Here is an 18,177-nt window from a genome sequence, read left to right as displayed (position 1 = left end):
GGGTGGAATCGGGTGGAGGAGGCTTACTTCGTCGCCACTGCGGGGGCGCCGTGCATCACGTCGGTGCGGCGGACTTCGGTCCAGTACATCCAGATCAGCGACACCCAGGTGACGCCGTAGAGGAGCATGAACGCGCTCGATCGCACGCCGGTGAGGTCGAGCAGGGCGCCGAACAGGATCGGCAGCAGGAAGCCGCCGAGGCCGCCGACGAGGCCGACGATTCCCGACACCGCGCCGATTTCGTGCGGGAACTCGTCCGAGATGTACTTGAACACCGACGCCTTGCCGAATGCCCACGCGACACCCACCGTGAACATCAGCACCGTGAAGAACCAGATGTTGTGGTGGATCGCGAAAGTCTTTGGCCCCCACACGGTCATCACCGTGAACTCGGTGTGCGGGTAGGACAGCAGGAACAGGCACACCCACGACACCCACATGACCCACCAGGTGACCTTGTGCGCGCCGTAGCGGTCCGAGAACCAGCCGCCGACCGCGCGCAGCACGCCGCCCGGCAGCGAGAAACAGGCGGCTAGCAGTGCTGCGGTCTCGAGGCCGAGCCCGAACTCGGCGACGTAGTACTTCGTCATCCACAGCGCGAGCCCGACGTAGCCGCCGAACACGATCGAGTAGTACTGGCAGTACTTCCACACCCGCGGGTCCTTCAGCACGCGCAGCTGGTCGGCGAACGTGACGCCGGAATGCACGCGGTGCGACGGATCGTCGTAAGTGAAGAACCAGAATGCGAGCGCGATCACGAGCATCGCGACCGCAAAGGCCTGCGGCACGAACTGCCAGCCGAACGCGACGACGAGCGCCGGCGCGACGAGCTTCGTCACCGCCGCGCCCGAGTTGCCGGCACCGAACACGCCCATCGCGAACCCCTGGTTCTTGCGCTCGAACCAGCGCGCGCAGTAAGCGATGCCGACCGAGAACGAGCCGCCGGCGAGGCCGACGAAGAGGCCGGCGAGCAGGAAGTGCCAGTACGCCGTCGCCTGGCTGATCAGCCAGATTGGCGCGACGGTCGAGAGCATCAGCGCGAAGAACACGACACGCCCGCCGAGTTTGTCGGTCAACATCCCGAGCGGGAGACGGACCAGCGAGCCGGTCAGCACCGGCATCGCGGCGAGCAGACCGAACTGGGTCTCGTTGAGGCCGAGCTGGGCCTTGATCGGAATACCGATCACCGCGAACAGCATCCACGCGGCGAAACACATCGTGAACGCCGTCGTGCTCATGACGAGCACGGAAAACTGTTTCTGACGCGACGAGGCCATCTTTCTTCCCCTCCCGGACGGAGCACGGATGGCTCCAGGACGAGGCGAAGCGTATGCCTCGCGGATCGCGACGAACATTCGCCGAAAGCAGGGGTGCGGGATAGTACCCACTCTCACGGACTAGTTATTTGGAACTAGTCATTCGGGCTGCGGCGGGGCGACGGATGACAAGAGCGTGCGCGCGAAACCGTCGCCGGCACCGGGATCGGGGAAGGAGTCCATGATGGAACTACGTGTCGCGCCGTCGACGGGGTCAGCGCAAGGGAGGACGGATCCAGCGCATCAGGTCGGGCGCGAGGACAGGTGCGGGCCATGATCGCTTTCGGGAAAGAGGGGGCCGGACGGGACTCGGTCCGTCGCGGGCAGCGTCCGCGTGAGTGACAGGTGAAGGCCGACGGCGAGGAAATCCGAAGGCGTGCACGCGCACCGGGCGGTGGACGAGAGCAGGCGGGCGATTCGCCGTCGGTTGCGCTGCGCCGAAGTTGAAGCCCGACGTGGACGCACCTCGAGCCGACCCGGCTGACATCGCTCGGCTCGACCTACGATACTGCGACGACTCGGAAGGGGGCTATGCGGGGGGACGGCGTAGTGCAGTGCGCAGGGATTTCGCGCATCGGGTGATGCAGGGAAAAATCCGCCGACGATGCCGGGATCGTCGGCGGGCACTCTTCGCCGACCCGTCCGGGCTGCGGCGATCGAACGCCGCGGCCCTCGGGGACCATGGGAACGCGGCGTTACGCAGCGCGAGCGGTCCGGTACGCGCCGAGCACCTTGACCATGTTCGCGAGCAGCAGCGCGAACTCGACGACAACGGTCACGCCCGCGAGCCGGCCGAGGAGGTCACTGCCGCTGATCGCGGCGACGAGCAACGCAGCGAGCGCGATCGCGTGGGCGGCGAGATGCCGGCGTACCGGCGCGTCCGGTTGCAGCTTTTTCATGTTCGGCGCCTTCAACCCTTCCTGCGACAGGTGGAGCCACGCGAGGAACGGGACGATCTTGTACAGCATGCCGATGATCGCGCTGACGAAGCCGCCGTGCAGGATCAGGACGCCGGCGAGGATCGGCAACAGCTCGTAGTCGAGCTGGTGCGCGAGAAGCACGCACGCGAGCCCGGCGACCAGGCACGACATCGAGAGCTGGAACGCGCGGGTCGTGTTGTCGGGCACCGAACGCCGGGACTTCGTCTGCAGGCGGACCGTCGTGATCGCGTAAGTCGCTGACAGTGCGGCAAGCGCCGCGGCGAGCGGCAGTTCGACGAGCGGGAGCTCCATCAGCACCGCGACGCTCCACAGCGCGAGCCCGGCGCAGGTCGCGACCGCCCAGTAACGCGTCAGCTTCTCGGGGTAGTTGGGTGTGATCTGGAACATCGGCACGACGATCCAGCTCGCTGCGGCGAGCAACACGCCCGACGCGCCCAGCCATGCCCAGCCGACGTGCAGTTTCACCAGCAGCGGCAAGGGCAGCGCGAAGCCGCGGGCGAGCGTCAGCGCAAGGAGTATCCCGAGCGTGCCCGCGATGCCGAAGCCCGCCAGCGCGAGGCGCAGGTCGCGCGGTGTCGCCTGCGCGACCGGGGTGCGCAACAGGCCGTACGCCGCGGCGCCGAGAAAGATCGCGAAGGTCGTGCCGAGCACGACGACCGCGGTGACGAGAAACGGGGGCGAGCCGGTGCCGAGGCCCCACGCGAGGCTGGCGGTGCCGGTCGCGAGGCCGAGGTGCACCAGGCCAGAAATGGTCGGCGTATTCGGCATCACGGCGCCGGCGACCACCGGAAGAATCTGGAACAGCGCGCCGAACATCACGTTGAGCATGAAGCCGACGGCGATGAGGTGCGTGATCGCGAGCGCGCCGGCGCTCCAGCGCGATTCGAGCAGTTCGGGCGCGCCGATCAGGACCAGGCCCGCGATCAGCCCGAACAGCGGCGCGGTGATGAAAAACCTGAGCGGCGCGGAAAAGGCCGGCGCCGCTTCGTAGCTGAGGCTCAGGTCTGCAGTCGTCATGGGGCGGCGATCTCGATTTCGACCACGCCGTCGTCGCGGATCCTGCTGTTGTGACGGTAGCCGTCGCGGTCGAGGATGCGGAACAACGGGTAGGGCATTCGGTCGAGCAGCACGGTGAGGTTCCCGCCCGCCGGAAGATCGGCGAGCGCTTCCATCACCAGCTCGAAGGGCTGGGGCGGCTCGAGGCCGCGTCCGTCAACAATCTGGGTCATGCAGCCTGCCGGTTGCCGAGCTTTTCGGCGAGCACCGGAGGAAGGTTTTCGCCGGCGAGTTGCGCGTCGCACATCGGGTAAAGAATGTTCTCTTCCTTCATGTTGTGCTGCTGCATGAGGATCAACAGGGTTTCGGCTTCGCCCGCATAATCGTCGGCGTCCTGCCGCTCGAGCGCATCCTTCATCCGCTCGAGCGCGCTGCGCATCTCGGTGTGCTCGCCGCGCATGACCTGGGTCGGGCCGCTCGTCATGCCCGTCACGGCTTCGAAGCGCGGGAAGAGGATCTTCTCTTCAGCCTCGAAATGCGTTTCCAGCGCGGCGATAAAGCTTGCGAGTTCGTTGCCCGCTTCCTGCCATTTCTTTTTCGACGCGGCCGTCTCGGCGCGCGCGAAGGATTCGTCGCAGGTGCGGTGGTCGTGAGTCATCAGCGTGGCGATTCCAGTCATGTCCGGCCCTCCTCTTAAGGTGGGTTCATTCTCCGAATCCACACATTCGGGGCCTTGATTCGTATCAAACGGTCCGATATCCCACATTAGCTTGCGTACGCCATCCGCTCGCCGGATCAGCCTTGCGCTCGAACGCCGTTCGAGCAGATCCCTTCTGCTTCGCCGAGCACAGGCGTGTCGAAGCCATGACCACATGCTTCGACACGCTCGTCGCGAACGGTGTAACAAATTTCCTGTTTGACCGTGACCCGCAATATGCCTCGGGGCGGCTGGGCACATCGAAGCCACATTGGCGCGCGCGCCTCTCAACCGCTCGCGACGAATGGTGAAGCTTGCTTCATTGGCCGTTTAACTGTTTCCGCGTTCAGACGAATTGTCCGGCGGCATGGCCCGACGACCAGGCCCACTGGAAATTGAAACCGCCGAGGTGCCCGGTGACGTCCATCACTTCGCCGACGAAATGGAGCCCGCGGCAGCGCGTCGCCTCCATCGTCTTCGACGATAGCGCCCGCGTATCGACCCCGCCGAGAGTCACTTCCGCCTTCGCATAGCCCTGCGTGCCGGAAGGAACGATCTGCCAGTCGCAAAGCGTCGCGGCGATTGCGTTCAGCTCGCCAGCGCGGAACTGGTTCAACGGCCGTTCCCAGCCGTGCAACGCGCACCACGCGTGCGCGAAGCGACGCGGAAGTCGTTCTGCGAGCAGGTTCGCAAGCAGGCCCTTGTCGCCGGCGTGCGCTTCGAGCCACGCACGAGCGTCGATGCCCGGCAGCAGGTCGAAACTCACCGCTTCCCAGTCTTCGTCGCGATACGCCTGCGCCTGCCAGTAGCTCGATACTTGCAGAACCACCGGGCCCGACAGACCCCGGTGCGTGATCAGCGCCGCCTCGCGGAAACGGCCGCCGTTGCAGCGTGCCTCGATGTCGAGCGACGCGCCGGCGAGCGGTGCGAACTTCTGCAGCGTCTCGGGAGGCAAGGTCAGCGGCACGAGCGCCGGCCGCGGCGGCACGACTTCGAGGCCGAACTGCTCCGCGATGCGGTAGCCGAACGGCGTTGCACCGATCTTCGGGATCGACAGTCCCCCCGACGCGATCACGAGACTCTGGCAGCGCAGCGCGCGCCCCCCGGCGCGTACCTCGAACCGATCGCCGTCGTCGCCGAGCCGCGCGACCGCTTCGACTGCGAGCGGCATCGCGAAGCTCACGCCGGCGTCCCGGCATTCGCCGTGCAGCATGTCGATGATCTGCTGCGCCGAGTCGTCGCAGAAAAGTTGCCCGTGGTCGCGCTCGTGGTAGCGGATACCGTGGCTTTCGACGAGCGCGATGAAGTCGGCCGGCCCGTAGCGCGCGAGCGCCGAGCGCGTGAAGTGCGGGTTGAGGGTCAGGAAGTTCTCGGGACCGACGCGCCGGTTCGTGAAGTTGCAGCGGCCGCCGCCCGAAATGCGGATCTTCTCGGCGAGTTTCGCCGCGTGGTCGATGATCAGTACCCGGCGCCCGCGTTGTCCGGCCTGCGCCGCGCACATCATTCCGGCGGCACCGGCGCCGATCACGATGACGTCGAATTTCTGCTCAGGCACCGGAGAGCCCCTACGTGGAAAGCGGCGCAGGATACGCGCCGGGGCCGCACCCGGCAATTCACAGCCCATGATTCCGCTGCTAGATTTAGCGGGCAGTGGCATGATCGCGGCCGATGACATGTGGAGAACGCATATGACGGAGACGGGCGCACGGGCGTGGCGGAGGATCGGGTCGCCGCGCGTGCTGCGGGCGGCGAAGTGGACGGCCGGAATCCTTGCCGCGATCACAATCCTCGGTTTCCTGGTTCTACCGCCCGTGGTGCGCCATTTCGGCGAACGCGCGCTCGCCGACGCGCTCGGCCGGCAAGTCACGATCGAGCGCGTGCGGATCAACCCGTTCGCGCTGTCGATGACCGTGAACAACGTCCGGATTGCGGAGGCGGACGGGCAGGGCGATGCGTTCTCGTTCGCGACCTTGTATGCGAACCTGCAAATCGAGTCGCTGATCCGCGGCGGCCCGGTGCTGCGCGAACTGCGCCTCGAAGGGCCGCACGCCCGTTTCGTGAGGCTCGAATCGGGGCGCAACAACTGGTCGGACGTCATCGACCGCTTCGCCGCGAAACCACCGTCCGAGGACGAGGGCGAAGCGCGTTTTTCGGTGAACAACATCCGGATCATCGGCGGCGACGTGGTCTTCGAAGACCAGGTGGTCGGGTTGAAGAACGAGCTGTCGCAACTCGATATCGGCCTGCCGTTCCTGTCGAACCTGCCGGCGAAGGTCGACCTGTTCGTCGAGCCGGTCGTGTCGGCGCTCGTCAACGGCCGGCCGCTCCGTCTGGACGGCAAGATCCGCCCGTTCAGCGAGGACCGGGAGACCGTACTTGATGTCGTTCTCGACGGTTTCGATTTCACACCGTATCTCGCCTACCTGCCGTTCGACGCGGCCTTCAAGGTGCCCGAAGGGCGGCTGACGACGCGGCTCGAAGTGGCCTTTTCGCAGCCCGAGGAGGCGGGTGCGAAGCTCGCGGTCAAGGGCACGGTGGAACTCGCGGGGTTCCGGCTCGAGAACGCCGCGGGCGAGACGATGCTGAACGTGCCGTCGCTCGTCCTCGATCTGGCCGACGTTCAGCCGCTCGGGGGGCAGTGGCACTTCGCTCGGCTGGAGATCGCGCAGCCGGAAGTCGACGTCGTGCGGCTCGCGGATGGAAAGCTGAACTTTCAGGAGATCCTGCCGACGGCGAAGGCGACGCCGTCGGTTGCAGCCGACAGCACGCAGGGCGGAAACCCTGCTGCCTCGAAGTCGGCGCCGGCAGAAGGAGACGCGAAGCGACCGGCCGGCGAGAACGCGACCGGACCGAACGGAGAGAACTCCCCCGACAAAAAACCGGCGAGCGCGAACGCGGCGGGCGCGAGCGCTGAGAACGGCACTGCGGCTTCCGACAACGCGGGCCCCAAGGAAGGAAAGTCGGCGCCACCAGTCTTCGTGCTCGACCACGCGAAAATCGATCGCGCGAAGATCCGTTTCGAGGATCGCACGACCGCGACGCCGTTCCGCACCGAACTAAAGGATGTGGTGATCGAGGCGAAAAACCTCGGGACGGCGCCGGACATGGTCGCCGACGTCGCCGTCGACTTCACGACCGACGCCGACGAAAAGAGCAGTCACCGCGACCGCCTGCGGCTTGTCCCGTTCGAACTCGACGGCCACATCGCCGCCGAGAATCTCCTCGCGAGCCGCTATGCGCCGTACTACGGCGCCGCGTTGCCGGGCGGCGAGATCCGCAATGGACGCGTCGATGCAGCAGTGAAATACACGGTCAAGGCGGGCCAAGGCGAGCCCGTGATCGACGTCCTCGCGGAGTCGGTCGTGCTGCGCGACTTCGAACTCGGGTTGAAGGGGCAGCCGCCCGCGCTCGCGAAGCTGTCGCGACTGGCGATCGAGAATGTCGCGGTGGCGCCGGCCCAGCGCTCGGTCACCGTCGGCCGCGTCGAATCGAAAGGGGCATCGTTCTCGCTCGTCCGCGCCCGGGACGGCAAACTCGACGCGCTGGGTCTGCTGGATTCGCCTTCCGGTTCCACCGGGGGCGCGAAACCCGCAAGCGGCAACAACGGGAATGCGGAAGCCGCAAAACCCTGGTCGGTCGTCGTCGAAAGGCTCGCGCTCGACGATTGGGCCGTGCGCCTGGAAGACCGGACGCAGGCGAAGCCGGTCGTGATGCAGGCGAGCGCGATCAAGCTGACCGCGGATGGGTTGAGCAGCGCGAAGGGCGTGACGACCAAGCTCGATCTCGATGCGCGCATCAACCGGGGCGGGCGCGCGGCGATCAGCGGAACGATCACGCCGGAGCCGCTGAAAGGCAGCTTCCGCATCGATGTGCGCAAGGTCGACCTGCTGCCACTGCAGCCGTTCGTCGTCGAACAGCTCAACATCGCGATTGCGCGCGGCAATCTCACGAGCCGCGGCACGCTCGCTTTCGACACGGCGCGCGACGGCACGTTGAAGGGCAGCTTCAAGGGCAATCTGGGCGTCGCCGATTTCTCGTCGATCGACAAGAACCACTCGACCGACCTCGCCCGCTGGCGCGCGCTGAACCTCACGGACATCGACTTGCGCCTATCGCCGTTCGCGGTGTCGGTTGCCGAGATCGGCTTGACCGACTTTTACACGCGGCTGATCCTCGACGAAACCGGGCAACTGAACCTGCGTGAAATCCGCCCGTCGCCGGAGGGCGCGGGTGCCGCGGGCGAGCCGTCCGAAGCGAAGCCGAAGCCGGAAACGAAGGGCCGCACGACGACGGTCGAGGTCCCGCGCCCACCGGCCGAGCCTCCGCCTCCGGTCGCGGTCGGGAAGATCGTGATCAAGAAGGGCAACATCGAGTTCAGCGACCGCTTCGTGCGACCGAACTACGACGCCAACCTGACCGGCATGGAAGGTGAGCTCGTCGGGCTGTCCTCGGACCCGACGACGCTCGCGCGGCTCGATCTTCAGGGAAAGGTCGACAACACGGCGCCGGTTACCGTCGCCGGCGAGTTCAACCTGTTCCGGCAGGACCGCTATCTCGACATCGCCGCGTCGGTGAAGGACTTCGAACTGACCGGGGTGTCGATGTATTCGGGCAAGTACGTCGGCTACGGCATCGAGAAGGGGAAGCTCTCGGCCGACCTGAACTACAAGATCGAAGACCGCAAGCTGACGGCGACGAACCGCGTTTTCCTCGATCAGCTGACGTTCGGCGACAAGGTCGACAGTCCCGACGCACTCAACCTCCCGGTGCAGCTCGCCGTCTCCCTGCTGAAGAATCGCGCCGGCGAGATCGACCTGCGGCTGCCGATCAGCGGCTCGCTCGACGACCCGCAATTCAGCATCGCCGGCCTCGTATTCAAGGCCATCGTGAACCTCGTCGGCAAGGCGCTGACGGCGCCGTTCGCCTTGCTCGGATCGATGTTCGGCGGCGGCGAGGAGCTGTCTTACCTCGAATTCGCGCCCGGCCGCGCGACGTTCTCCCCCGACGCCGACGAAAAGGTCGCGACCCTGGCGAAAGCGCTGACGGATCGGCCGGCGCTGCGACTCGAAATCACGGGCCGAGCGGACCCGGCGAGCGACACCGAGGGACTGAAAAAAGTCAGGCTCGAGCGGGCGATGAAGGCCGCGAAGCTGAAGGCGTCGTCACGCGACGAAGAGAATGCACCGGCGCTCGACGAGGTCGCGATCGGACCCGAGGAATATCCGAAGTGGCTCGAGCGCGTGTATCGGGATGCCAAATTCGATCGGCCGCGCAACATGATCGGTCTGCTGAAGGATTTGCCGCCGGCGGAGATGGAAGCCCTGATCCTCGCAAACACGGCGGTCGGCGACGAGGCGCTGCGGCAACTCGCGCAGGAGCGGGCGCAAGCGGTCAAGACCGCGCTGCTCGAAAAAGGGCAGGTCCCCGCGGAGCGGATTTTTCTGCTGGCACCGAAAGTCGAAGCGGGCGAAGGAGAGGGCGGCGCGGGGCGGCGCGCGGTGTTTTCGCTGCGCTAGCGGCCGCGACGCTTCCAGCGGTCGACGCAGACAGGAGGCATCATGACGAGCAGACTGACCGACAGCGAACGTTCGGCCGCGCTGGCCGGGCTACCCGAGTGGGCACCGGTCCAGCAGCGGGACGCAATCAGCCGGAGCTTCAGGTTCGCGGACTTCAATGCGGCCTTCGGCTTCATGAGCCGGGTGGCGCTGATGGCCGAGAAGCTCGACCATCATCCCGAATGGTTCAACGTGTACAACCGCGTCGAGATCACGCTGTCGACCCACGACGCCGGCGGACTGACGTCGAAGGACATCGAGCTCGCGCGATTCATCGATCGCGCCGCATCCGGGGCCTGACGGGACGAGGGCGACCGTTTTCCGCCGCCCTCGTGCATCCACCGGTCAGACCGCGGCGAGCGCCTGGTCGAGGTCGGCGATCAGATCGTCGACGTGCTCGATGCCCACGGACAAGCGGATCATGTCCTCGGACACGCCGGCCTTCAGCATTTCATCCGGCCCGAGCTGGCGGTGTGTCGTCGAGGCCGGGTGGCAGGCCAGCGTCTTGCAGTCGCCGATATTCACGAGCCGGGTGACGAGCTTGAGCGCGTCCTGGAAGCGCCCGCCTGCGTCGCGCCCGCCCTGCACGCCGAAGTTGAGGATGCCGGACGCGCGCCCGCCCATGTAGCGCTGCACCAGCGCGTGGTCCTTGTGATCCTCGAGGCCGGCGTAGTTCACCCAGCTCACTTTCGGGTGATTCTTCAGGAAGGTCGCGATCGCAACGCTGTTTTCGCAGGTGCGGTCCATCCGCAGCGCGAGCGTCTCGATCCCCTGCAGGATCATGAAGGCATTGAACGGCGAGATCGCGGCCCCCATGTTCCGCAGCGGCACCACGCGCGCGCGGGCGATGTAAGCCGCCGCGCCGAGCGCTTCGGTATAGACGACGCCGTGGTAGGAGACGTCCGGCTCGTTCAGCCGGCGGAACCTCGTCTTGTGCTCGGCCCACGGGAACCGGCCGGAGTCGACGATGATGCCGCCGAGCGAGTTGCCGTGTCCGCCGAGGTATTTCGTCAGCGCGTGCACCACGATGTCGGCACCGTACTCGAACGGGCGGCACAGATACGGCGACGGCACCGTGTTGTCGACGATCAGCGGCACGCCATTGCGGTGTGCGACTTCGGCGAGCTTTTCGAAGTCGGTGACGTTGCCGAGCGGGTTACCGATGGATTCGCAGAACACCGCCTTCGTGCGGGAGTCGATCAGACGCTCGAATGCATCGGGATCGCGGTAATCGGCGAAGCGGACTTCGACGCCGTATTGCGGCAGCGTGTGCGCGAAGAGGTTGTAGGTCCCGCCATAGAGCGTGCTGGAGGTGACGATGTTGTCGCCGGCTTCGGCGATCGTCTGGATCGACGCCGTGATCGCCGCCATGCCCGACGCCATCGCGAGCGCCGCGATACCGCCTTCCAACGCTGCGACACGCTTTTCGAGCACGTCCTGCGTCGGGTTCATGATGCGCGTGTAGATGTTGCCCTGCACCTTCAGGTCGAACAGGTCGGCGCCGTGCTGCGTGTCGTCGAACGCGTACGACGTCGTCTGGTAGATCGGCACCGCGACCGCCTTGGTCGTCGGATCGGGGCTGTATCCGCCGTGGACGGCGAGCGTTTCGAGCTTCATGCGATTCTTCCTCCGGTCGTTGAGCGGAAAAGTATAACCAGCGTGATTAGGGAAGCCGAGTAGTTAATCCTGTGGCGGCAGTCCCCGATTGGCGAAAGTGGCGGGCAGGGCGGATCGGGCGCTGCCCCCCGAGGCTGGTTTCCGCTCGATACCGTCCCCGGTGATGCAAATAAAATATGTCCAGTGGAATAATTCTTGAATCGAACCCTCTCTGCTCCATAATGGAAACCTTGCTGCAACGGAGGTTCGGCTCCCGCGCTAGGCAGCGAGCGGTCACGGAGGATTCGGCGAGATGGAAACTTCGGGGGATATCGCGACATGGCTCGAACTCTTCGTCGCGCCTGAATGGCGAAAGAGTGCCTGCAAGATCCGCATTCACGCGGTCGGCGGCCGTGACGGAAATTGCTTTGCGATTTCGATGGACGACCGTTGGTTGTGCGCAGCGGGCGGGGCGCTGACGGTTTTTTGCGGCCGCGAGTCCGCGCTGCACTTTCTCAAACTGCTGCGGATCGACGACTTCGAGTCCGGTGAGCCACCGCAGAACGGCTTGCGCTGCGAAGAAAACCGTTGCTGTCTGACTGCCGACGACGCGAAGGGACTGACGCGCTGTCGCGACAGCCGCGCCGACCACCGCTACTTGAGCTGATCGCGCGTCGCCAACTCGACGTGCACGAGACCGCGGAGCGCATTCGCAATGTGGATCGCACGCGCGCTCAACAAATCCCGAAGCGTCAGCCGGCGCTCCCGCGCAGCGCCTTCCGCGATCAACTTGCGTCGATAGACGCCGTCGAGCGCGCCGCTCGTGAGCGGCGGCGTCCACAGTGTTCCGTCGCCGAGGTCGAGGAATACGTTCGTCCGCGCACCTTCGGCGAGCTCGCCGAGTTCGTTGAGGAATAGCACATCGAAGTGGCCTGCTGCGGCCGCGCTCGCGAACTCCCGGTCGTAAGCCTCGCGGAGCGTCGTCTTGTGCCGGCTGAGGGGATCCTGGCTCGAAACCCGGTGCGCCGAAACGGCGACGGTCGCCAGTGCCGTGCCTACTCGCGGTTCGAGCTGCCCCTTCGCGATCTCGAAGTTCCCCGACGGCGCGAGTTGTACGCGGACGCGATGCGGGCCCGTGAGTGCAGCCGCTTGCGCAAGCAGTGCGGCGCGCAACAAACCCGGATCGAAGCGAAAGCCGAAATGTCCCGCCGAGGCGGTCAGGCGCTCGAGATGGAGTTCGAGCAAGGGATAAGGCGCCCGGTTGGCGGGCTCGCAACGCAGCGTCTCGATCAGGCCGAACTCCGCATGCAGGCCGGTGAGAAATCGTGCCTTGAGCGCGCATTCGGCCCATTCCGCGGACGGGTCGGAGTCGGCGACGATGCCGCTGCCGATACCCATCGTGACTTTCCCGTCGTTGTCCACGTCGAGCGTTCGGATCGGCACGCTGAAGCGAAAATCGCCGCCCGGTGAAATCCAGCCGAGCGCGCCGCAATACACGCCGCGCCGATGGGGCTCCAGCTCGTCGATGATCTGCATCGCCCTGATTTTTGGCGCCCCGGTAATCGAACCACAGGGGAACAGCGCGCGAAAAACCGTTTCGAGATCGGCCGTCACGGGTTCGGCGACCACCGTCGAGGTCATCTGCCACACGCTCGGATACGCTTCGATTTCGCCCAGCCGCGTCACCCTGACGCCCCCTGCCGGCGCGAGCCGTCCGAGGTCGTTGCGCAGCAGATCGACGATCATGACGTTCTCGGCGCGATCCTTATCCGATCCGGCGAGCTTCTCGGCGGCCTCGCTGCGCGGGGCGGTGCCCTTCATCGGACGGCACGTCAAGCGCTGCCCCTGGCGTTCGACAAACAGTTCCGGCGATCGGGAGAGAACGACTCCGCGGCCGTGGCGGATGAACGCGCCGTGGCGAACCGGCTGGGCGTCGCGCAGCCGCCGATAGAGCGCGAGCGGGTTGCCATAGGTTTCGCCCCGCAGCGCGAAGGTGTAATTCACCTGGTAGCAATCGCCGGCCTCGATCAACCGGCGGATCCGCACGACCGACTCGCGGTAATCCCGCTCCGCGAGATCCAGCGTGAGGGCGGCGACACCGGCCGACTGTTCGTGCTCCGAAAGCCGCCCGACGCTGCGGTCCAGCATGTCGGCAGTTTCGGCATTACTCAGGTGGTTGGCGCGACGGAACACCCAGGCCTCGACCAAGGGATGGTCGGCCTCGCGCAAGAGCGGCGACAGCCTTGGCTCCAGCGCATACCCGAGTTCGTAGGATGCGGCGACCGCAGTCCATCGACCGCGTTTCTGCGCCGCGGCAATCGCGCGGAAAGCCGCGCCCACGTCATCGCCCGCGCGGCAGACGATGTGCTCTTCGAGGTCCGATAGCAGCAGGTCGCCGCAGTTGTCGCGGTTGTCGTCGAAGAGAGCGAATTGGGAAAGGGAGTCGAGCATCGCGGCGATCGAAGTGAGTCCTTGGCCAGGGCGCGCGAATGGTAGCCGATCCGGGACGGCAAATCGGAGTGCAGCAACGCCGGTGCCTCTTTCTCGGCAGGCAACTGGAAATACATATAGCATTCAAAATGTAATCGACATATGCTTATCGCGTTTTTCAGAGAGAGTGTTCAACGACCGATGAAGCCTATCCGACAGCCATTGCCGTTGTTCCTCGTATTGGTCGTTTCGTTCGTGATGCTCGTGTTGGGCCTGCTCGATTCGTTCGTCTCGGACGGCGGCTTCGGAGCGGGCGGCGGTGCGGAAGGAGGAAGACTACTGATCCTTCTCGCGTCGCTAATGGGCCTGCTGACGACGGTGATCGTCTGGGCGGTCTGGCCCTTGCTGCGCAACCCGGAGACACCGGCGGCCATGGGGACGAACGCGATATCGGAAGCCGGGTCGGCGGATCGGGAAGAACTTGCGACCGTCAGGCCAGCGAGTAGGCACGTGAATGGAGCCGCCGCGGAGTCGCTGTCGCGAAGCGCACTCGGGCTTGCCGAGCCTCGGTTGCCGACTAGCACACCGTCGGGCTTTGTGCGCGCAGTTGCGAACCACGACCCGGTGCAGGCGTACAAAGCCGCGCTCGATCAGGCGCCCGTTGCGATGCTGATCGCCGACCGCAACGGGCGGATCGAATACGTGAACGACGCGTTTCTCGCGAATGTAGGGTACGAGCGCGTCGAGGTGATCGGGCGCAGCCCCCGACTTCTCGGCGCGCGGCGGGCCGGTGGCAAGGTTTTCCACGATCTATGGCAAACGATCGTCGCGGGAGACGTGTGGCGCGGCGAGATTCTGGGCCGGCACAAGAACGGAAGCGAGTGCTGGGAAAGGGTATCGGTCTCGCCACTGCGCGACGCGTCTCTGCGGATTTCGCGTTTCGTCGCCGTTTGCGAGGACGTGACCGAGCACAAGCGCAGGGAGGAAGGCCTGCATCAGCTCGCGCGGCTGGATCCACTTACCGGAGTCAGTAACCGGCGGCACCTGATGGAACGGGCACGGCACGAATGGGGACGCGCGCACCGCTTTGACCTACCGCTCGCGCTGATCATGCTCGATATCGATCATTTCAAGAGAGTGAATGACGAATACGGCCATGCGGTCGGAGACCGGGCAATTTGCGCCGTGGCGACGATCTGCGAGGACTGCGTGCGCGAGATCGATATCGTCGGGCGGTACGGCGGCGAGGAGTTCGTGATCGTCCTTCCCGGCACGGATCTCGACGGCGCGCGGAAATTGGGTCGGCGGCTGCGGAAGCGCATTGCGGAAACGGTTTTGCAGGACGAGAAGGGGCACCCGTTCGCCCTCACCGCTAGTCTCGGTATCGCTCAACTGGGTAAGGACGCGACGCTAGATCGCTTGCTGGCTCTTGCGGACGCTGCGCTGTATCGCGCGAAAAGGACGGGACGAAACCGGATGGCTGCGGCGCCGGCGGCGGAGGTGCTTTCGACAGGAATCCGTGAGGGGATGCAGTAGGAGAATTCTCGTTCGGCCGGTGGTCCCGCGGCTGTGGGATTGGAAGAAGCGGCGGAAGAATCGACTGCCCCGGGACGCAGCGGAACGGTTCTTTGGAGGGGGTAGGGGGTGGCGGCCGCCGGTTACCTCTTTGTGCGATCCCTGGAGATCTGCAGCAAGGATCCCTAGCAGGGTGTTGATTTACGATAAATCCTAGCAGGGTGTTGATTTACTGCGCATTCCGACGAACGTGACCGGCTGCACCGACGAACGTGACCGTTGGGGTCTGCGCGCAAGCGTGGGGTTCAGATTCTAACCGCGTCGGTCACGATCACGGTCGGTTGGGGGTACGACGCAGGCTTATCCACAGGCGACCGCCAGCGCGCCTCATACGCTGGCGGGCGGGCGCCTGTGGGTAAGGCGTATCGCTCGCACGGCCTCATGCTTTTTCCTTTCTGCGCATCGATTCGCCCTTGAGGGCGAACTTGTGTGCGGCGTGCACGACGCGATCGAGGATGGCGTCGGCGAAGGTCGGATCGCCCAAATAGGTGTGCCAGTGCTCGATCGGCAGCTGGCTGGTGATCACGGTCGAGCGTGTACCGACCCGATCGTCCAGAAGCTCCAGCAGGTCGGAGCGCTCCTGTGCCGACGGCGCCGCCAGGCCCCAGTCATCGATGACGATCAGATCGAGGCGCGCGAGCTGCATCAGCCGCCGACTGAAGCTGCCGTCGGCGTGCGCGATGCGCAGTTCCTCGAAGAGCCGCGGCAGACGCACGTAGTAGGCCGACAGTCCGTGCCGGCAGGCAGCATTGGCGAGCGCGCAGGCGAGCCAGGTCTTGCCACTGCCGGTCGGTCCGGTGATGAGGCAGTTCTGGTGGTGGCGGATCCACTGGCCGGTTCCGAGCGCAGCGATCTGGCTGCGCTCGAGTCCGCGCCCGGCGCGGTAGTCGACGTCCTCCAGACAGGCGGCAGCGGCCTTGATGCGGGCCGCCTTGAGCAGTCGGTCGATGCGTTTGCCATCGCGCAGCAGGATCTCGCGATCGATGAGTTGGGCGAAGCGCTCCTCGAAACTGAGCGCGGCGATGGCGGGCTGAGTGAGCTGTTCTTCGAAGGCGTGCGCCATGCCCTCCAGGCGCAGGGTGTGAAGTTGTTGCAGGCTGTGTTGCATCAGCATCGATGTTCTCCGGTGGGTGGAATCAGTGGTAGTAGTGCGCGCCGCGCAGGTTCTCGTGCGCGGCGGGGAGCGCCAGTTCGGTTGGGCTAGCGGCGGCGGGGGTGGGGAGCGGTGCCCGGTCCAACCCGCTCTTGAGGATGGAGGCGACACTGCGGTAACGCATCGCGCCCAGCGTCACTGCGCGGGTGGCCGCGGCCTCGAGGCGTTCGTTGCCGTATTGACGACCGAGGCGCATCAGCCCGAGGCACGCCCGGTAGCCCTGCTCGGGATGCGGCATGCGTTCGAGTTGGTGAATGACCACCTGCTCGGTGTGCGTGCCGACCGTCACGCCCCAGCCGATTAGTTTGCCGGGCGACCACTGGCGGTGCGCCTGATGCGAGGCGGGCATGTGTTCGGTGAGCGTGGTGAAGGCACCGCGCCGGTGGCTCCTCGCATGCACGGCCACGCGCTTGCCGGCGGCGAGGCATTCGATGCTGTTCGCGGTGATGCGCAGCTCCACCGCCTGGCCGGCGAGCGCATAGGGCACGCTGTAGTAATGCCCGTCGAACTCGACGTGGTAATCGATGTTGGGCTTGGCCCGCTTCCACTGGGCGAACTGGAAGGGCGTGGCCGGCAACGCGCGCAGGGCCGGGCGGTCGAGCGTCTCGAACGCTTCGCGGCGGCAGCCCGGCAGGCGGCGAAAGGGGCGCGTGTTCAACGGCTCGATCAGCGCGGCGATCGCCTCGTTCAACTCGGCCAGCGAGAAGAAACGCCGATGCCGCAGCCGCGCCAGAATCCAGCGCTGCACGATCTGCACGCCGACCTCGACCTTGGCCTTGTCCTGTGGCTTGTAAGGGCGCGCGGGCAGGATCGCCACGCCGTAGTGCGCCGCGAATTCGGCGGTCGTACGTTGCAGTTGCGGCTCGTAGCGGTCGGCCTGCCCGACCAGCGAGCGGGTATTGTCGGGCACGACGAGTTCGGGCACGCCACCGATGAAGGTCAGTGCCTTCGCCAACGACCCCAGCCAATCCGCCTGCGACTGCGTCGCCGTGGCACAGGCGAAGGTGTAGCTCGAGGCCCCGAGGACCGCGACGAAGATCTGCGCGCGGGAAATCTCGCCGGTGCCGGCATCAACAATCGGCACCGTGTCGCCAGCGTAGTCGATGAAGAGCTTCTCGCCGGCTCGATGCACCTGGCGCATCGAGCGCTTCAGGTGCCGGGCGAACTCGCGGTACAGGTCGCAAAAGCGCGAGTACTGGTAGGCCGGCCCGGCGGCCGCCTGCACGTACTCCTCCCACAGCAGCGCGAGCGTGACGCTCTTCTTCTTCAGTCCCTGATGCACCGCAGCCAGGTCCGGCGGCACGTAGCCCGCCGTCGCCCCGCGTGGGCGAATCGTCCCGCCGAGCCACCCGCGCAGCTGCGCCTCGTCGGCCGCCGACAACTCGGCCCACCCCCGTCCGCTCGCCTCGGCCGCCTTCACATACTTGGCAACGACCCCCTTCGAAATCGACAGCGCGCGGGCGATGCGCTCATGCGAGAGCGCGCAGTCGTATTTGAGCCGTAACAGCTCCCTGATCTTGTGCATGGCAATCTGCTCCGCCGGCATCCCCGTCTCCGCGCAAAGCGCGCGAGGGTAGCCGGCCTGATAAACGACGTTGCCACGCCTGCTGCATACACCCGTTCCGATCTGATCGTGACCGGCGATTCCGACAACGTGACCGGTCATTCCGACGACCGCCCAAATCGGTCACGATCAAATCGGAATCCGCGGTCACCATCCCGGAAACACCGGTCACACCCTTCTCGGAATCAGCGGTCACGTTGGGTCGGAATCCGCAATTTACGATAAATCCTAGTATTGGCGGGTATTTCAGGGCTGATATAATTCCATTCGAATCAACAAATCAATAATCTCGATGCGTGGCACCGACCACAAACAGAACGCTCTGTTCAGTTACGTCAATATTGAGGACCGCAT

The 18,177-nt window shown here is 65.7% G+C and carries 12 protein-coding genes and 1 pseudogene; 4 read left to right on the top strand and 9 right to left on the bottom strand.

Going from position 1 to position 18,177, the window contains the following annotated elements; translation table 11 throughout:
• Window positions 1–23 precede the first annotated feature (23 nt).
• The 5 genes from ROZ37_RS19840 to ROZ37_RS19820 form a co-directional block, all read right to left on the bottom strand.
• Window positions 24–1,277, bottom strand: coding sequence for a nitrate/nitrite transporter (locus ROZ37_RS19840; RefSeq protein ID WP_312662254.1), 1,254 nt, complete (start codon window positions 1,275–1,277; stop codon window positions 24–26).
• A 734-nt stretch (window positions 1,278–2,011) separates the two neighbouring features.
• On the bottom strand, window positions 2,012–3,274 hold the full coding sequence (locus ROZ37_RS19835; RefSeq protein ID WP_312662252.1) for a hypothetical protein: 1,263 nt from the start codon (window positions 3,272–3,274) through the stop codon (window positions 2,012–2,014).
• Window positions 3,271–3,486, bottom strand: a complete 216-nt coding sequence (locus ROZ37_RS19830; protein WP_312662249.1) for a DUF2249 domain-containing protein — start codon at window positions 3,484–3,486, stop codon at window positions 3,271–3,273. The genes ROZ37_RS19835 and ROZ37_RS19830 overlap by 4 nt, the downstream gene beginning before the upstream one ends.
• Window positions 3,483–3,932: a hemerythrin domain-containing protein gene (locus ROZ37_RS19825; protein ID WP_312662247.1), complete on the bottom strand. Its 450-nt coding sequence runs from the start codon at window positions 3,930–3,932 to the stop codon at window positions 3,483–3,485. Before ROZ37_RS19825 ends, ROZ37_RS19830 begins: the two co-directional genes overlap by 4 nt.
• Window positions 3,933–4,296: 364 nt before the next feature.
• Window positions 4,297–5,505, bottom strand: coding sequence for an NAD(P)/FAD-dependent oxidoreductase (locus tag ROZ37_RS19820; protein WP_312662246.1), 1,209 nt, complete (start codon window positions 5,503–5,505; stop codon window positions 4,297–4,299).
• Between the two features lie 133 nt (window positions 5,506–5,638).
• On the opposite strand from ROZ37_RS19820, the gene ROZ37_RS19815 reads away from it, so the two are divergent.
• Complete coding sequence (locus ROZ37_RS19815) at window positions 5,639–9,466, top strand: DUF748 domain-containing protein (RefSeq protein ID WP_312662244.1); 3,828 nt, start codon at window positions 5,639–5,641, stop codon at window positions 9,464–9,466.
• Window positions 9,467–9,502: 36 nt separating this feature from the next.
• Window positions 9,503–9,805 (top strand): annotated as a pseudogene (locus ROZ37_RS19810) (4a-hydroxytetrahydrobiopterin dehydratase); the annotation flags it as partial.
• A gap of 45 nt (window positions 9,806–9,850) precedes the next feature.
• Here the strand turns inward: ROZ37_RS19810 and ROZ37_RS19805 are convergent.
• Window positions 9,851–11,122, bottom strand: coding sequence for an aminotransferase class I/II-fold pyridoxal phosphate-dependent enzyme (locus tag ROZ37_RS19805; RefSeq protein WP_312662242.1), 1,272 nt, complete (start codon window positions 11,120–11,122; stop codon window positions 9,851–9,853).
• 292 nt (window positions 11,123–11,414) lie between these two features.
• On the opposite strand from ROZ37_RS19805, the gene ROZ37_RS19800 reads away from it, so the two are divergent.
• A complete protein-coding gene (locus ROZ37_RS19800; protein ID WP_312662241.1) occupies window positions 11,415–11,768 on the top strand; it encodes a hypothetical protein in 354 nt (117 codons plus the stop codon).
• On the opposite strand, the gene pabB is transcribed toward ROZ37_RS19800, so the two are convergent.
• Window positions 11,756–13,552 carry an aminodeoxychorismate synthase component I gene (pabB, locus tag ROZ37_RS19795; RefSeq protein ID WP_312662240.1) on the bottom strand — a complete coding sequence of 599 codons (1,797 nt, stop codon included), beginning with the start codon at window positions 13,550–13,552 and terminating at the stop codon, window positions 11,756–11,758. The two genes, ROZ37_RS19800 and pabB, sit on opposite strands and share 13 nt — an antisense overlap.
• Window positions 13,553–13,789: 237 nt before the next feature.
• Here pabB and ROZ37_RS19790 point away from each other — a divergent pair, with 237 nt between their 5' ends.
• Window positions 13,790–15,067 carry a diguanylate cyclase gene (locus ROZ37_RS19790; protein WP_312662304.1) on the top strand — a complete coding sequence of 426 codons (1,278 nt, stop codon included), beginning with the start codon at window positions 13,790–13,792 and terminating at the stop codon, window positions 15,065–15,067.
• Window positions 15,068–15,485: 418 nt separating this feature from the next.
• On the opposite strand, the gene istB is transcribed toward ROZ37_RS19790, so the two are convergent.
• Complete coding sequence (gene istB / locus ROZ37_RS19785) at window positions 15,486–16,220, bottom strand: IS21-like element ISAzo4 family helper ATPase IstB (protein ID WP_312662239.1); 735 nt, start codon at window positions 16,218–16,220, stop codon at window positions 15,486–15,488.
• 22 nt (window positions 16,221–16,242) lie between these two features.
• The gene (istA, locus tag ROZ37_RS19780; protein WP_312662237.1) at window positions 16,243–17,805 is read right to left on the bottom strand and encodes an IS21 family transposase; all 1,563 of its coding nucleotides are present in this window, start codon (window positions 17,803–17,805) and stop codon (window positions 16,243–16,245) included.
• Between the last annotated feature and the right edge of the window lie 372 nt (window positions 17,806–18,177).

This window comes from Aromatoleum sp., assembly GCF_032027225.1.
In the GTDB taxonomy this organism is placed as follows: domain Bacteria; phylum Pseudomonadota; class Gammaproteobacteria; order Burkholderiales; family Rhodocyclaceae; genus Aromatoleum.
The sequence above is the reverse complement of the archived record's forward strand: the minus strand, read 5'-3'. Positions and strand labels throughout refer to the sequence as shown.

What these genes read in the sequence shown, in the direction of transcription:
- ROZ37_RS19840 (WP_312662254.1), bottom strand. Translation starts at nt 1,277, where the DNA reads ATGGCCTCGTCGCGTCAGAAACAGTTTTCCGTGCTCGTCATGAGCACG.
- ROZ37_RS19835 (WP_312662252.1), bottom strand. Translation starts at nt 3,274, where the DNA reads ATGACGACTGCAGACCTGAGCCTCAGCTACGAAGCGGCGCCGGCCTTT.
- ROZ37_RS19830 (WP_312662249.1), bottom strand. Translation starts at nt 3,486, where the DNA reads ATGACCCAGATTGTTGACGGACGCGGCCTCGAGCCGCCCCAGCCCTTC.
- ROZ37_RS19825 (WP_312662247.1), bottom strand. Translation starts at nt 3,932, where the DNA reads ATGACTGGAATCGCCACGCTGATGACTCACGACCACCGCACCTGCGAC.
- ROZ37_RS19815 (WP_312662244.1), top strand. Translation starts at nt 5,639, where the DNA reads ATGACGGAGACGGGCGCACGGGCGTGGCGGAGGATCGGGTCGCCGCGC.
- ROZ37_RS19805 (WP_312662242.1), bottom strand. Translation starts at nt 11,122, where the DNA reads ATGAAGCTCGAAACGCTCGCCGTCCACGGCGGATACAGCCCCGATCCG.
- ROZ37_RS19800 (WP_312662241.1), top strand. Translation starts at nt 11,415, where the DNA reads ATGGAAACTTCGGGGGATATCGCGACATGGCTCGAACTCTTCGTCGCG.
- pabB (WP_312662240.1), bottom strand. Translation starts at nt 13,552, where the DNA reads ATGCTCGACTCCCTTTCCCAATTCGCTCTCTTCGACGACAACCGCGAC.
- ROZ37_RS19790 (WP_312662304.1), top strand. Translation starts at nt 13,790, where the DNA reads ATGCTCGTGTTGGGCCTGCTCGATTCGTTCGTCTCGGACGGCGGCTTC.
- istB (WP_312662239.1), bottom strand. Translation starts at nt 16,220, where the DNA reads ATGCTGATGCAACACAGCCTGCAACAACTTCACACCCTGCGCCTGGAG.
- istA (WP_312662237.1), bottom strand. Translation starts at nt 17,805, where the DNA reads ATGCCGGCGGAGCAGATTGCCATGCACAAGATCAGGGAGCTGTTACGG.